The sequence below is a fragment of the Exiguobacterium mexicanum genome, assembly GCF_005960665.1.
Lineage (GTDB): Bacteria > Bacillota > Bacilli > Exiguobacteriales > Exiguobacteriaceae > Exiguobacterium > Exiguobacterium mexicanum_A.
This window is the reverse complement of sequence record NZ_CP040676.1, coordinates 135,750-149,813: the sequence shown is the minus strand read 5'-3', so window position 1 is coordinate 149,813 and position 14,064 is coordinate 135,750. Positions and strand designations below refer to the sequence as shown.

At 53.8% G+C, this 14,064-nt stretch carries 16 protein-coding genes and 1 riboswitch; of the genes, 2 read left to right on the top strand and 14 right to left on the bottom strand.

Annotated features, from left to right (window positions below; translation table 11 throughout):
• Positions 1-168 precede the first annotated feature (168 nt).
• Positions 169-1,566 carry a 6-phospho-beta-glucosidase gene (locus FED52_RS01270; protein WP_138858640.1) on the top strand — a complete coding sequence of 466 codons (1,398 nt, stop codon included), beginning with the start codon at positions 169-171 and terminating at the stop codon, positions 1,564-1,566.
• 41 nt (positions 1,567-1,607) lie between these two features.
• Here the strand turns inward: FED52_RS01270 and FED52_RS01265 are convergent, their stop codons facing one another.
• The gene (locus FED52_RS01265) at positions 1,608-2,156 is read right to left on the bottom strand and encodes a GNAT family N-acetyltransferase (RefSeq protein WP_138858639.1); all 549 of its coding nucleotides are present in this window, start codon (positions 2,154-2,156) and stop codon (positions 1,608-1,610) included.
• Positions 2,157-2,223: 67 nt separating this feature from the next.
• Here FED52_RS01265 and FED52_RS01260 point away from each other — a divergent pair, with 67 nt between their 5' ends.
• Positions 2,224-2,670 carry a DUF4385 domain-containing protein gene (locus FED52_RS01260; protein WP_138858638.1) on the top strand — a complete coding sequence of 149 codons (447 nt, stop codon included), beginning with the start codon at positions 2,224-2,226 and terminating at the stop codon, positions 2,668-2,670.
• On the opposite strand, the gene FED52_RS01255 is transcribed toward FED52_RS01260, so the two are convergent.
• From FED52_RS01255 to FED52_RS01200, 13 genes are all read right to left on the bottom strand, one after another.
• Complete coding sequence (locus FED52_RS01255) at positions 2,671-3,108, bottom strand: GNAT family N-acetyltransferase (protein WP_138858637.1); 438 nt, start codon at positions 3,106-3,108, stop codon at positions 2,671-2,673.
• An 88-nt stretch (positions 3,109-3,196) separates the two neighbouring features.
• Positions 3,197-3,451, bottom strand: coding sequence for an OsmC family protein (locus tag FED52_RS13960; protein WP_240731280.1), 255 nt, complete (start codon positions 3,449-3,451; stop codon positions 3,197-3,199).
• A complete protein-coding gene (locus tag FED52_RS13955) occupies positions 3,423-3,647 on the bottom strand; it encodes an OsmC family protein (RefSeq protein WP_240731279.1) in 225 nt (74 codons plus the stop codon). The genes FED52_RS13960 and FED52_RS13955 overlap by 29 nt, the downstream gene beginning before the upstream one ends.
• A gap of 45 nt (positions 3,648-3,692) precedes the next feature.
• Positions 3,693-4,070: a GGDEF domain-containing protein gene (locus FED52_RS13950; protein ID WP_240731327.1), complete on the bottom strand. Its 378-nt coding sequence runs from the start codon at positions 4,068-4,070 to the stop codon at positions 3,693-3,695.
• Positions 4,071-4,638: 568 nt separating this feature from the next.
• Positions 4,639-5,271, bottom strand: a complete 633-nt coding sequence (locus FED52_RS01240; RefSeq protein WP_034779608.1) for an SDR family oxidoreductase — start codon at positions 5,269-5,271, stop codon at positions 4,639-4,641.
• A 23-nt stretch (positions 5,272-5,294) separates the two neighbouring features.
• A complete protein-coding gene (thiE, locus tag FED52_RS01235; RefSeq protein ID WP_138858636.1) occupies positions 5,295-5,933 on the bottom strand; it encodes a thiamine phosphate synthase in 639 nt (212 codons plus the stop codon).
• On the bottom strand, positions 5,905-6,741 hold the full coding sequence (gene thiD / locus FED52_RS01230; RefSeq protein ID WP_138858635.1) for a bifunctional hydroxymethylpyrimidine kinase/phosphomethylpyrimidine kinase: 837 nt from the start codon (positions 6,739-6,741) through the stop codon (positions 5,905-5,907). The genes thiE and thiD overlap by 29 nt, the downstream gene beginning before the upstream one ends.
• A complete protein-coding gene (gene thiM, locus FED52_RS01225) occupies positions 6,741-7,529 on the bottom strand; it encodes a hydroxyethylthiazole kinase (RefSeq protein WP_138858634.1) in 789 nt (262 codons plus the stop codon). Before thiM ends, thiD begins: the two co-directional genes overlap by 1 nt.
• A complete protein-coding gene (gene tenA, locus FED52_RS01220; RefSeq protein WP_138858633.1) occupies positions 7,526-8,200 on the bottom strand; it encodes a thiaminase II in 675 nt (224 codons plus the stop codon). Before tenA ends, thiM begins: the two co-directional genes overlap by 4 nt.
• An 82-nt stretch (positions 8,201-8,282) precedes the next feature.
• A riboswitch (TPP riboswitch) is annotated at positions 8,283-8,387 on the bottom strand.
• Positions 8,388-8,448: 61 nt separating this feature from the next.
• Positions 8,449-9,897: an exopolysaccharide Pel transporter PelG gene (gene pelG / locus FED52_RS01215; protein WP_138858632.1), complete on the bottom strand. Its 1,449-nt coding sequence runs from the start codon at positions 9,895-9,897 to the stop codon at positions 8,449-8,451.
• Positions 9,878-11,296, bottom strand: coding sequence for a GT4 family glycosyltransferase PelF (gene pelF, locus FED52_RS01210; protein WP_138858631.1), 1,419 nt, complete (start codon positions 11,294-11,296; stop codon positions 9,878-9,880). The genes pelG and pelF overlap by 20 nt, the downstream gene beginning before the upstream one ends.
• Entirely contained in the window at positions 11,293-13,140 is a 1,848-nt protein-coding gene (locus FED52_RS01205) for a DUF2194 domain-containing protein (protein ID WP_138858630.1), read from the bottom strand. The genes pelF and FED52_RS01205 overlap by 4 nt, the downstream gene beginning before the upstream one ends.
• Entirely contained in the window at positions 13,122-14,060 is a 939-nt protein-coding gene (locus FED52_RS01200) for a tetratricopeptide repeat protein (protein WP_138858629.1), read from the bottom strand. The genes FED52_RS01205 and FED52_RS01200 overlap by 19 nt, the downstream gene beginning before the upstream one ends.
• Positions 14,061-14,064: the final 4 nt, after the last annotated feature.

Here is a 14,064-nt window from a genome sequence, read left to right as displayed (position 1 = left end):
TAAATGTCTATATGTTTCTTTTTGTAAACGCTTTCGGAATTATCTTCAAATCTATTGTGTTCATTTTTCTATATTTTATACTGAATGAGAAATGAGAAGATACATTCAGCGCTGATATTCATTTACACATCTGAGACTATTTTGTGAACATATGAGGAGGAGATTGGAATGACAACGGGAATCAAGCTCGTCACCATCGGGGGCGGCAGCAGCTACACACCAGAATTGATGGAAGGGTTCATCAAGCGTTACGAAGAGTTACCGATTCGTGAGATTTGGCTCGTCGATATCGAGGCCGGGAAAGACAAACTCGACATCGTCGGACAGATGGCGCAACGGATGTGGGACGCTTCTCCGTATGACGTTAAAGTGCATCTGACGCTCGACCGTCGAGAAGCGTTACAAGACGCCGACTTTGTCACGACACAGTTCCGTGTCGGTTTGCTCGACGCCCGCATCAAAGACGAACGGATTCCGCTCTCGTACGGTATGGTCGGCCAAGAGACGAACGGGGCCGGCGGTATCTTGAAGGCGTTCCGTACCATTCCTGTCATCCTCGATATCGTCGAAGACATGAAACAGCTCTGTCCGGACGCCTGGCTCGTCAACTTCACGAACCCGAGCGGAATGGTGACCGACGCGGTCATCCGTTACGGCAAATGGGACAAAGTTATCGGACTGTGCAACGTGCCGGTCAATGCGATGATGGCTGAACCGGAACTGATCGGCAAGAAGCCAGAGGACTTGATCTATTCGTTCGCCGGGTTGAACCATTTCCACTGGCACCGCGTCCACGACGTGAGCGGACAAGACGTGACACGTGACATCATCGACAAGATGTACGACGGCGATTCGGGGATTCCCGCCAACATTCACGACATGCCGTTCTTCCAAGAACAACTGCAACAGATGAACATGATCCCTTGCGGCTATCACCGGTATTACTACCGTGCCGAGGAAATGCTCGCCCACATGCTCGAGGAATATCGAGACCCGGCCGTCGGCACGCGGGCCGAGCAAGTGAAGCAGACGGAAGCGGAGCTATTCGAGCTGTACAAAGACCCGAACCTCGACCATAAACCGGAGCAACTATCTAAACGCGGTGGCGCCCACTATTCGGATGCGGCGTGTGAGACAATCGCCTCGATTTACGCCAATAAGAACACACATATCGTCGTCTCGACGAAGAACAACGGGGCCGTCCCTGACCTCGCTCCAGACGATGTCGTCGAAGTGTCCGCCTATATCGGCGCGACCGGTGCGAAACCAATCGCGTTCGGCGCGCTCGCCCCGGCTGAAAAAGGATGGCTCCAAGTTATGAAGAACATGGAGCTGTGCGTCGAAGAAGCGGCCGTGACCGGTGACTACGGGCTCGCCCTTCAAGCGTTCATCATCAATCCGCTTATCCCGAGCGGCGAGACCGCGAAACGGGTGCTCGATGAACTGCTCATCGCCCATAAAGATTACTTGCCGCAGTTCGCCGATAAAATCGCTGAACTTGAAGCGAACGGCGTCACGATCAAAGACGAAGTCGTTCAAGCGCTCCAACCTGTCGAGCACGCATAAATAAAAGCCAGCGCGTCGCAAATCGACACGCTGGCTTTTCTTCACGCTTTAACACGTTCGTACTCATCTTTCGTCACGACATAAATGAGGCTCTGCACAGTGCGCCCATCTAAGCGCGTCAACTGCTGAGACGTCGTGAACGCGTACGTGAAGCCTGTCTTTTCGACGACGCGACGCGACTGGTCGTTGAAGTCGAAATGACCGCACCAGATGCGTTCGAGTCCGAGGTCGTCAAAACCGTGCCGCATCACTTCATGGACGGCTTCCGGGATGTACCCTTGCCCCCAACGGTCCGGGCTGAGGACATACCCGATCTCGCGCTGCCGGTCATGCTGAATCTCAGGGTCCGGTCGGCGGTCGTGCAACCCGAGGCTGCCGATCACCTCACCTGTCTTTTTCAGTGTGATGGCCCAGACGTCTTGGTCTTGCTGGAACAGCCGGATGACGTCACCCGTCTCCTCGACCGATTGGTGCGGCGCCCAGCCTGCTTTCGGTCCGACCCGCTCGTCTTTCGCATAGTGAAACATCTGTTCAGCGTCCTCGAGCTGAAACGCCCGCAACCGGAGCCGATCTGTATCAAGTTGAATCATCTTGTTCTTCCTTTCTGTCGTTTCCCTCGGATTCGTTCCGGGAATGAATCCATGAGGAGGGATCACGATGCCATTTGATTATGATTTAGATTTTGAAACGATTGATTTCCGCGAACACCCCGAGCTGTATCGAGTCGGACGCGGCGAGCAAGGCGTCCTGCTCGTCGAACCGTATAAAAGTGAAATTCTCCCCCATTGGCGCTTCAAGACGCCTGACATCGCCAAACAGTCCGCCGATGAAATCATGGAGCTATTCGAAAAATACCGGGCCAACGATGATTTCGTCGGAATGGATATGGCCCGCAAATTCATCCAGATGGGCTATACCCGGGCGAGACGTTACGCCAACTATAAAGGTGGACGAAAATATAAGGACGACGGCGATCTCCACGACCGACAAATCGACGAGGAGAAAGCGGAATCGGCCCGCATCTTCAAAGAGCGATGGGACCAGCTTCGGGCGGACGAGGACTATTTGAAGCGAAAGAAAGCCCATCAGAAACAGTACGGCTGATTATCGGGTCATGACGAGAAAACGGGTCGCCCCTTTTTCAAACGAAGTGACCCGTCGAAACCCGAGCTGCTCATAGAGATGGATGGCCCGCTCATTGAACGCGGCCACCGTCAACCGGAGCGGTTTGCCTTCGTGCGCCGCTTCTTGCATCACCAACCGGACGAACGTACGCCCGTGTCCCCGTCCCGTTCGATCCGGGCGCATGCCGAGCCCGAGGTCGACGCATGTGTCATCGTAGACGTATGTATCGTTCGGCACTTGTGCGTACGTGCCGAGACAATAGAAACCGATCAACGCCTCGTCATGGACGACCTGATACGCCATCAGTTCATCCAGCCCTTCCGCTGAAGCTTCTTGGTTATAGAAATCATACGGTGCCTCGTACGTCCACGCTTGAATCGCGCGGGCGTCTTGCTGTGTCATCGGGCGAATATCCATGACAACCTCCTTTCTCACGTCTCTTTTTGTTCGTGCTCGTCGGCAAACATTCCTGTCTACATCAAAAAAAGGATGGGTCGCCCCATCCTCACTTCCGTGTCCACGTCGCCGTGATGTCGACGTTGGCCGCATGCATTAAATTGTGGATTGGACAACGAGCCTCAACGCCTTTTTGGAGCGCCGCAATCCGTTCATCCGATTCGGTCGTATCGAGGACGATGTTGACGTGTACTTTCTCAAAATACGTCCGTACTCCTTCAACGCCTTGGAAGCCGCGCGGGTCGAGCGTTCCTTCGGTCACGAACGTCACCCCGTCATAGTTGAAATCTTGGTCTTGCGCCACGTAGGCAATCATGATTGTCGTACACGACGACAACGCCCCCAAGCAAATATTCGAGCGGGTTCGGACCGGCGTCCGTCCCGCCGAGACGTTCCGGTTCATCGACGACGAACGGTTCGAGGTCACGCACATGCACCGTCGTCTTCACACTCGTCGCTTCCCCTTCGGCTCGCATCGTCACTAACGGTTTTTCAGTCATATTGTCTCCTCCTCTATCAAATTGCCATCTTCATTCTCGTTCCCGTTATTTCGGTCCGTGTAACACCTCGTCATAAATCGCATAGTCGTTTTTACCGTGTTGCTTGATTTGATACATCGCCTGATCAGCTTTATGGATGAGCGTGTCCAAGTCCTCCCCTTGATCCGGTGCGACACTGACCCCGATGCTCGCTCGAATCGGAATCGTCTCATGTCCAAGCCGGAACGGTCGCTCCGTCAGCAGCGACTGCAAGCGCTCGACGAACGCAACGATGTCATCTGCATCGACGTTCGGCACATACATATAGAACTCATCCCCGCCGACGCGCGAGGCCAGTCCCGCTTCCGGCGTCGCCATCTCAAGCAACTCACCGAGATGAATGAGAAAATCATCGCCGACTTGATGGCCGTACGTGTCGTTGATTCCTTTAAAGCCGTCGAGGTCGATGACGACAAGCGCAGGACACGATGATGCTCGAAGCGCTCGGACCGCTTAAGGGCATACATCAATAATAGAATCACAAGAAAATGAAACACGTTACCGACGGTCATCGTCGTCAAATAAGACGCGTTGAACTCAGGATAAATCCAGACACCGACTTGGTCGAAACGCTGACTGTTCAAGATGTTCTCTTGACGGATGAACGTCAACGCGACCGGGACGAGCGGCAAATAAATGGCATACGGATAAATCCATCTCGGTAACTTCGCCCCGACGCCCGTCACTTTGACAATGAAGTGGACCGAACAGACGAAAATCAAAATTCCGGCGTTACCGAACCAATACGTCAAGAGCAAGGTGACTCAATAGAAAAGCCGGAAGCAAGTAAACGGCCATATAGAGAAATAATGCGGTCATGGATAGACCCCTTTCTTCTAACAAATCCATCTCTTACTTTCTCTATCGGTCGAAGCGAATCCTTTGTCGAGTTCACGGACACATCCATACAAAAAGCGAGCGGAACCAAGTCCGCTCGCTGTCGTCATCTCGTTTATAATGTGTCCTCAATCGCCGTGTCACCTTTGACGAGGTCAATCGCTTGATTGTGGGCTGCGTCATGACCAATGAGATGTGCCAAGAAGGCCGCCACGTCTGCACGCGGAATCTCACCTGTCGAGACGTCGCCCGTCTTCACTTTGCCGGTGCCGGCGTCATCTGTGAGAGCGCCCGGACGGACGATCGTATACGTAAGCCCGCTCTCCTCGAGCAGACGATCCGCATGGTGCTTCGCCACATAATATGGTTTCATCTCTTCCGGCCATGCCGAACGATCTTCCGCTTTCAAGGCGCTCACCATGACGAACTGTTTAACATTCCCGTTCTTGGCAGCCTCGATGCTTTTCGCCGCGCCGTCAAGGTCAATCAGGAGCGTCTTGTCGGCTCCGGTGCTACCACCTGAACCGGCCGCGAAGACGACCACGTCCATGCCAGACATTGCTTGTTCAAGTGACGAGACGTCACCTTCGAGGTCGCCTAGGACGGCCTGATAGCCTTTTGATGTGAAGTCATCGAGTTGCTCTTGTTTTCGAACCATCGCCGTGACTTGGTGTTTCCCTTCCTCGTGCAATCGTTCCACGAGCTGTTTTCCAATCTGTCCATTCGCGCCTATTACAAATACGTTCATCTGTCTTCCTCCTCAAGTTGAATTCAGAGACAAGCGAAACGCCGTGTGGCCATGGCCACATCCGGTGCAGAAGCGATGGCCGAGATGACGGCGACGCCGTCCGCCCCGTCGTTCCGAATCATCGGGACATGTTCCGGTAAAATGCCGCCAATCCCCACGATTGGCAGCTCTCGATACATGTCTCGGACTTGCCGGATGAGCGTCGTCCCGTTCACTGCCCCGGCATCTTCTTTCGAAGTCGTCGGGTAAATTGGGCCAATGCCTACATAATCCGCATGCTCGATGGCTGCTGCCGCTTCTTCGAGCGTGTGGACCGAGACACCGAGCCACTTATCTGGACCAATCCGCTCCCGAACGATTGCGGCCTCGTCATCGTCTTGTCCGATATGCACGCCGTCCGCATCAATGCGCGCCGCCAATTCAACATCGTCGTTGATGATGAACGGGACGTCGTACGAACGACAAAGTGCTTGCAGGGTCCTTGCCATCGCTTCTTTTTTATCCCCACACAGTGCCTCTTTACCTTTTTCACGAAATTGAAAACATGTCACGCCACATTGGAGTGCCGTTTCCACCGTCTGGAGCATGTCTTTCGTGTTCGGTGTCCCGCATACGAAGTAAAGCCGTAACTGTTCAGCGAGTGCCCGCCTTGATGGATTCAATCGTCACGCCCTCCTCTCCATACGCCACATATGCCCAATGGTTCGTCGGTCCGTGTCCGGCGCCGATCTCGAGGCCATGGGTGATGGCGCTTTGAATGAACCGCTTCGTCGTCACCGCCGCCTCCATGATGGAACGACCTTTGGCAAGTTCCGCTGTAAGCGCCGCCGAAAATGTACAACCTGTTCCGTGTGTATCGCTCGTCTGGATGCGCGGGGCCGAGAGGAGGAACACTTCTGACTCCGTCATGATCAAGTCTTCGGCAGTTTCACCTTCGAGATGGCCGCCTTTTAAAATAACCGCGCGCACACCGTACGCTAACATCCGCCGAGCCGCCTCGAGACGATCATTAAACGATCGAATCGTCAAACCGGTCAGCACTTCCGCTTCCGGCACGTTCGGCGTGACGACTGTCGCGAGTGGCAACAAGGAGGTCTTGAGCGCATCGACCGCCGTGTCCTGTAAAAGCGGAGCCCCTCCTTTCGCAATCATGACCGGGTCGACGACGAGTCGGTTGAAGACATGACGTTTCACCCCGGTAGCGACCGCCTCGATGCGCGACGCATCAAATAACATCCCGGTCTTACATGCTGCGATCGAAAAGTCCGAACCGATTGCATCGAGTTGTTGCGTGATGAGTTCCGGCGACACTGCTTCGACCCCATGCACCCCACGAGTGTTTTGAGCGGTGACGGCCGTCAGAACGCTCGTCCCGAACACGCCGAGCTCTTGAAACGTCTTCAAATCAGCTTGGATTCCCGCTCCCCCGCCAGAGTCCGAACCCGCAATCGTCAATACTTGCGGCCGCATCATAACACCACCTCAATACGGTCGCTCGGCAACTCGACGGCCGTCATCTTGCCGAGTTCATTCAAGAAATGAACGGGGAAGTCGCCCGGTCCGTCCGCCAAAGTGGTAGCCAGTTCGCCGCACCGGGCATATCCGGCGAGCGCTGTCGCCGTTGCCGTAACCGCATCCCGTTCGACCGCAAGGAACGCACCGACGACCGCACTGAGTAAACAACCGGTCCCTGTCGTCCGGGCCATTGCTGCGGTGCCGCCTTTGATTTCAATCGTCGCGTCCCCGTCGCTGACGACATCCGTCTCTCCGGTCACGGCAACGACACAGTTGTAGCGTCGTGCCGCCGCGCGCGCGATGTGATTCAAATCAACCCGCGTTTCCCCAGCGTCCACGCCGCGCGCCGCCGCGTCGAGACCAATCAATGTCGCGATTTCTCCGGCATTGCCTCGGATGACCGTCACGCGGACGTGTTGCAAAATGGATGTAGCGACGTCACGTCGAAACGCGGTCGCCCCGACACCGACCGGATCGAAGACGACCGGCCGGCTCGATTCATTCGCCGCCTGTCCGGCTCGAATCATCGTACGTTCCGTCGTCGCATCGAGTGTGCCGATATTGAGTACGAGCGCATCGCTCGCAGACGCCATGTCCGCGACTTCTTCGACGGCTGACGCCATCACCGGCGCAGCGCCGATGGCGAGCAACCCGTTCGCCGAAAAGTTAGCGACGACGATATTCGTAATGTTATGGATGAGTGGCCGTTCGGCTCTGACTTTGTCCCATAAGTCGCGCTTCATCGTGTCACCCCCGCCGGTAAATCCCACGATTCGAGCGTCCACGCCATTTCCCAAAACGCATGTTCATAATAACAACTCTTCAAGAACAGCTGTTGATACCGGACCCGTTCTTCCGCTGTCGCTTGTCCGGCGAGCACGTCGAGCCGTTCAAGCTGTTCCTCGACGAGATCGCGGAACCATTCCGAACCGTACGTCGCAATCCACGTCGCATAGATCGGATGATCGGGTGTGGCATCTTTCATTCGTTCCCCAATCTCATAATAGACCCAGTAGCACGGCAAAATCGACGCGAGCACGTCGCCGAGCGTCGGACCGGCCTGTTGCATATGGAGCGCATAGGCGTAAGCCGTTGGAGCGGGCTCAAACGTTGCCCACTCTGCCTCCGTCACGTCGAGCAAGGTGAAAAACTCACGGTGCAACGCATGCTCCGCTTCAATCGTATGAAGCGCGTGCGTCAAAAAGCGGCTCGCTACTTCCATGTTCGGGGCGAGGGTCGCGCCTTTCGCCTGCACTTTGGAGAACTGGTTCAAATAATATGAGTCTTGCATGACGTAATGCCGAAATTTCGCCTCGTCGAGTTCACCCGTTCCGAGCTCGCGGACGAACGGATGGTCAAAGCTGGCTTGAAACAAGGCATCGGCCTCTTGTCGAAGATGTGCGGTGAATGTCATTCATGTCTCCTCCTTTGTTATAAAAAAAGACGCCGCCTCCCATAACGGAAGCGGCGTCGGATTTACACAAAGTGTACGAGAACAATCGGTTCGCCCACTTCCCTACGCTAGCGTGAACTAGATCAGGTTCAAAGGGTCTGGACCTCGTCCATCTCAGCCGCGTCACGCGACTCCCCTAGTGGTAAACATTATGAAATTCGGTCGTCTACGACCACATCATATCAGTCTTTATCTTTGTTGAAAACCCTTTATCGCGAGAAGTGACGGTTCAACAACGTCCCCATTTGGGAGAACCGTTCGGTACCAAGCTTGCGTCGATTCGAGGCCGCGAACACGTAATAATCGACTTTGCCCATGTAATAGATCAAACGCAGGCCGGCTAAGAAGAACGTGATTGTCGTGCTGACGGCAAAGCCGACGCCGTACCAATCGATGCCGCGCGGCAAGAGCAAGAGCGTGAACAACGCATTCAACGTGAAGAACGAGATGTTGACGAACAATGCCCCGCGTCGATCCTCGAAATAGAGCAACAACAACGTCAAGATGAGAATCATCGCGTTCGCGAACGCCGCGAGCGTCGTCATCCGAAAGATTTGACCGATCTCATCCGGGACGCCGATCCAACTGACGAACACGCCTGCCATGAGGATGGCGAACAACGTCACGACGCCTTGGCTCCGCGCGAGTCGAATCAACTCATTTTTCAGCACCGACGTCATCGTCTGTTTCGCTTTCTCGATTTGATGGAGCGCCCCGCCGTAGTTAATCAATCCATAAAACGTACGGTAGCGCTCATAAAACCGAGTCTCGACGGCGACGACGAACAGGAGTTGCGTCGGGATGATCGTCAAGTACGACCAAAAGATGGCCGTGTCATAATACGGGTTGAACAAGAACGAGTCCGCGACGATCACACGTCCTTCACCGAACCAGATGATGAAATTCGTGACCCAAATCCCGAGCACGTACAACACGCCGATGGCGAACAAGTCTGGATAGCGGTCGAAGTACTTGAAGTACGAGAACTCTTTCACCGCGTAACGGAGCGGGAACGTCCGGAGCATCGCGAAGAACAACCCGAACAACGTCACAATCATCCCGACCGTGAAACCGAGCAACAGCTCGAGACTCGACGGATTGACCATGAGACGGCTAATCGCATAGACGCTCCCGACCGAGATGAGTCCGCCGAGCAAGAAGCTATAGGCCACCGCTTGATAATACTTGGCGGCACTCAAGAACAAGAACATGACCCAGATGACATTGATCGTCATGAATAAAACGAACAACGTCAGTTTGTACAGAAAATCGAGCGGCGACAATAGCCAAAAGATACTGTACAGAATCGTCGCGGCGAGGATCGTCACTTTGAGCATCCCGGTGAAGACCGGGAAAATCTCATGTGCCTTCTTCTCGTAAAACAAGTCCGCCACATATCGGGTGACGACGAGCTGTTGGAAGCTGAACAAGATTTGCGAGAAGATGAACGCGTACGAGACCGAGATCATGAAAAGCGTCCGTTCGGCGAGCGATAACGTCGGCATTTGGAACGCCAACCATTGAATCGTCCCGACGACCAAGATGACGATCAACCACGGTCCGGATGTGACGAGGCCCGAGAACGTGTACGCCTTCAACCTGGACGAATAGTAGTCTTCTTGGAACAACTTCTGCAGCTTAAACCCGATGCCCGCCATACTGTTCCCTCCTCGTTTCATAGATGGCTTTGTAGCGGTCCACGACTTGTTGGAGACGATAGTATTGACGGACCCGCTCCCGCCCGTTCTTACCGAAACGCATCCGCTCCTGCGGATAATCCATCATCCACTCGACCTTGTCCGCGACCGCTTCCGGATGAACCGGGGGCACGATAAATCCGGCTGGACCGAACGGGTCGTCTTCTCGGCCGTACAGGAGCTCGGAACAAGCCCCGACATCGGTCGCGACCCACGGGATGCCGGCTGCCATTCCTTCAAGAATCGCGAGCGGTTGACCTTCCGAGATACTCGTCAACAGAAGTAAATCAAACTTCGGCAAATAGGCTTGGACATCAACCTTTCCGACAAGCTCGACATAATCGTTCAGTCCGCTCTGTTCGATGAGCAGACGGCACTCTTCCGCATATTCTTCATCCTCATCGAGCGGTCCCATGATCGTCAGTTTGAACAGACGATGCCGCTCCTGCAAAATCTTGGCGGCGTAAATCATCGTCTTCAAATCTTTGATTGGCACCAAGCGGACGATGGCCCCGATTTGAAAGAGATCGTGCTCAGGGCGATCGACCGTCGCCTGGATTTGTCGATCGGCGATGCCGTTGGCGATGATTTTCGTCTTCTCGCTCGGGGCGCCAATCCACTCCTGATATTCGCGGTTCCGCTCGAACAAGGTGATGATCTCATCGGCCGCGTTATAGGCCTCACGCGACAAATGGTGAAAGAAACGGACCCACCTCGGCTTATACGGCGCCGGAATCCAATATGACTGTAAAATTTCCTCCTCGCGTTCCCGCGAGTAGATGCCGTGCTCCGTCAAGATGAACGGAATCCCTTGCGTCTCCTTCATGTAGGACGCGACCACACCGGCATAACCCGTTGACACGGAATGAACGAGGTCGACTTTCGGGAGCGGTTGATGGAGCACCCGTAAAATCGGAGTGTACATACTCTGCCACATCCAGAAATAGTCGATGAACGAACCCCCGTTCATTTCCTCGGCGTAGGCCGCCTTGACATTTTTCCAAAAGAACTCGCTTGCGAAAAACGCCTGACTTGAAGGCACTTCTTTCCCAAGCAAACGAAGCGCATGCCGGTTCGGACTTTTCAACATGAGCCAGTCCGATACGTTCTGTTCGTCCTCAGCGCCCCACTTTAATCGCCCTTTCGCCCGCTCGCCCACGTCGCTCAAATATAGATGGGTGATGCCGGAGACGTTCGGTGGGAACACATATTTCATCTCTTCCGGACGCTTCTCGGTCGGTTGAATCGAAATGATTTCAAACGACACTTCGGGCATCGCCTCAATCAACGTCTGCGTCCAACTTGAGACGCCTCCGCTCACGTATGGATAACTGCCCTCTAATACGAGTCCGATTCTCATTGCGCTTCCCCCTTGATGGCGATTTCAGCGTTCGCCGATGTCAGTTTGACAAGGTAGAGCGGACGGTCGGCTTCCCATTGTTCGACCGTCCCAAAGTCAAACTCTCCCGTCTCAAGTGATTGGCCTGGTTTGAGGCGAATCGTGAAATGAGAGGGGTTGACGAGACCTTCCCCGGCCAAATAGACGGTCGACTCATCAAACGTGACGTTCAAATCAGCTTGTTGGTATGTGATCATCTTTTCGGTCGCGTAGTGTTGCGTATATGCCTCGAGGTGCGGATATTGATCTTTCACGTCATGGACGATTTTGCGAAGACTCGCGAACATCGTATCCCAATCCCGACCGAAGGCCCGGTCGGGGTCGATGACATCATCCGGGTGAATGAAGTGGGAAAACACACCCAAGTTGGCGATTGCATCGACTATTTGAAAAATCGATCCGCGCTCTTCCCCGTAATCGCTTGTCACACGCGGGAAATGGTACAAGTTCGGATGCGTCGCATCAAATTCGAATTCTTGGACGAAGTCTCCGCTCTCCGGCTCCCCCGTGTAGAGCGAAGCAATCGTGCGCAGTTCTGGCAACGCTTCGGCGATCGCATCGACCCCAGTCCGGTTGAGCGCGTTCGACGGCGGAACGTATGACTTGAGCGTCTCGGCCGGGAAATAGTTCTCAAACACGGACTCGGCTTGAAGCAATGACCGTTTCATCTCGTCTTTATCTTGCCAGGGGATGTACCCGTACGTCGGGTCAATCGGTTCATCGGCCGTGACGAGCGACTGGTGGTTATAGCCATGGAGTCCGATTTCCCCACCGTGGGCGATCAATTTGCGACCGAAGTAGAGCATTGGGAACTCACCCCGTTTGATCAACTGTTCGTCGACGAGCTCCATCTCCTCTTCATACGTCCCGATCATGGCACCCGTGTAAATCAAATCGTCATCTTTCGCCAAATCGACCATATCTTCCCACCAATCCTCGGCGAAGAAGTCTTTGACCGATTTATCGAGCGGGGTCGAGGACACGTCTTTCATTTTCCCGTCCATGACCGGTGCCGGGAAATCATCGATGTACATGAGCTTGATCGCTGCTTGTGCTGTGACGAACGCCGGCGGCATCGTGCCGAGCGTCTGCACGAACAGACCGCGGATCATCTTTTGGTTGGTGATTGTCGTATTCCAATAAAGGACGTTTCCCTCGCCGACTTCGTATTCCCAAAGGATTGGGAAACCTTCAGCTGACAACATGACGTTGGCCTCGTCTGCAATCGCAAAATCGACGACGCTATGGACAAATAAGTCGTCTGGTGGATTCAAGTCGACATAGCCCGGAAAAATCGACTCCTCGAAATTCAAGCCGTATACATCCGGCACATACTCACCGATTTCTTCAATTCCGGTCAACGCGTTCCATGCCGGATCTTTAAACCGATTCGCAAAGACGAGGTTCCCGCCTTGTTCGACATAACGTTTCATTTCCACGAACGGCCATCTTGTCGTATCTTCACCCGTGAAAATGATGATGGTGTATGGAGATGGCGCAATCGATCCGACGGCGCCTGGGTTCACTTCGCGAACGTCAAGTTTCGCATACTGCAGACCGTACAGCAGGTTGTCTGCCGTTTCGACCGCCAAATCACCTTCATCCCGGACGAGATAAACTTGAAGCTGATGCTCACCCGCTTTTGCCGAGGCATCACTCTTCAACTGGTCGATGTTCATCTGTTGCTCGGCGACGTTTGGCAACAACGTGTGTAGCGAGTGGATCCGTAAGTATTGAATCGCACCGACGACGACTAAAAATAAGACGATGAAGAGCGAGAATGAGATTACAGTTCGTTTTTCCATGATGTCGTGTCACTCCATTCTTCAAACAACAGTCGGTACTCATACGGTACGTCCTCCAGTGAGAATTGGGTCTGCATCATAAACATGACCGCCTTCACTTCGTTCCAACGTTCGCGCTCATAATAGTAATTGATCAGCATCAGATGAGCCTCGATGCGTTCCGGGAAATGATGGACGTACTCTTTTAAAATGTTCAATTGCTCTTTGGGGCGCTCTAACGTGAGATAAATCTCGTTCAAGTCTTCGTAAATCCAGGGCGAAGGCGGATAGAGCGTCTTCGCTTTCAATAATTCTTCCAGCCATGCGCCTCGCTTGTCCTTCAACATGACCTCGGTGATGAGTTCACTATGGATCATGCGTTTATAAATCGTCGCAAGCCGTCGAATCGTGTCTGGGTTACCTAAGTCGTACTCGCGTTTGGCGTGTTTCAATTCTTGTTCATATTGATCGATCAAGATGTTCATTGTCGCCGCGGCGTAGTGGACAGTCTCGCTGTCCGTGCTCTCAAGTCCCATCTGCAAATACTTGCCTTGCTGGTCAATCGACTGGTTGACGTGCGTCAAAATCGAGTGTTTGCGGATAGCCGGATCTTTCGAGTTGATGGCGTCGGTGAGCGGTAACAGATGACTGCTGCTGCTCGCTTCATGACGAATCTGTTCATAGTTGACGACCTTGAAGTCGATATAGTCGTCATAGTCTTCAATCAGACCGCTCCGACCGAACCGTTCAGCAAGCCGATACACCGCATAGACGGCAAGTTCGGCTAGAAACGGTAAGAACAGACCGAAGCTGAGCGCCACCACCGCGATGCCATAATCCGGCGCTTTCATTCTTCGTTTCAACGTGATCAATAATCCGAAGGCGAGCAGTGCATGAACGACATAAATCCCGATCAATACGAGACGAATGGTAGACTCCATCCCG

Excerpts from the sequence above, each read along its gene's own strand:
- FED52_RS01200 (WP_138858629.1), bottom strand. The coding sequence starts at position 14,060 with ATGGAGTCTACCATTCGTCTCGTATTGATCGGGATTTATGTCGTTCAT.
- FED52_RS01255 (WP_138858637.1), bottom strand. The coding sequence starts at position 3,108 with ATGGATATTCGCCCGATGACACAGCAAGACGCCCGCGCGATTCAAGCG.
- FED52_RS01205 (WP_138858630.1), bottom strand. The coding sequence starts at position 13,140 with ATGGAAAAACGAACTGTAATCTCATTCTCGCTCTTCATCGTCTTATTT.
- pelF (WP_138858631.1), bottom strand. The coding sequence starts at position 11,296 with ATGAGAATCGGACTCGTATTAGAGGGCAGTTATCCATACGTGAGCGGA.
- FED52_RS01260 (WP_138858638.1), top strand. The coding sequence starts at position 2,224 with ATGCCATTTGATTATGATTTAGATTTTGAAACGATTGATTTCCGCGAA.
- FED52_RS01240 (WP_034779608.1), bottom strand. The coding sequence starts at position 5,271 with ATGAACGTATTTGTAATAGGCGCGAATGGACAGATTGGAAAACAGCTC.
- thiM (WP_138858634.1), bottom strand. The coding sequence starts at position 7,529 with ATGAAGCGCGACTTATGGGACAAAGTCAGAGCCGAACGGCCACTCATC.
- FED52_RS01270 (WP_138858640.1), top strand. The coding sequence starts at position 169 with ATGACAACGGGAATCAAGCTCGTCACCATCGGGGGCGGCAGCAGCTAC.
- FED52_RS13955 (WP_240731279.1), bottom strand. The coding sequence starts at position 3,647 with ATGACTGAAAAACCGTTAGTGACGATGCGAGCCGAAGGGGAAGCGACG.
- FED52_RS01265 (WP_138858639.1), bottom strand. The coding sequence starts at position 2,156 with ATGATTCAACTTGATACAGATCGGCTCCGGTTGCGGGCGTTTCAGCTC.
- thiD (WP_138858635.1), bottom strand. The coding sequence starts at position 6,741 with ATGCGGCCGCAAGTATTGACGATTGCGGGTTCGGACTCTGGCGGGGGA.
- pelG (WP_138858632.1), bottom strand. The coding sequence starts at position 9,897 with ATGGCGGGCATCGGGTTTAAGCTGCAGAAGTTGTTCCAAGAAGACTAC.
- tenA (WP_138858633.1), bottom strand. The coding sequence starts at position 8,200 with ATGACATTCACCGCACATCTTCGACAAGAGGCCGATGCCTTGTTTCAA.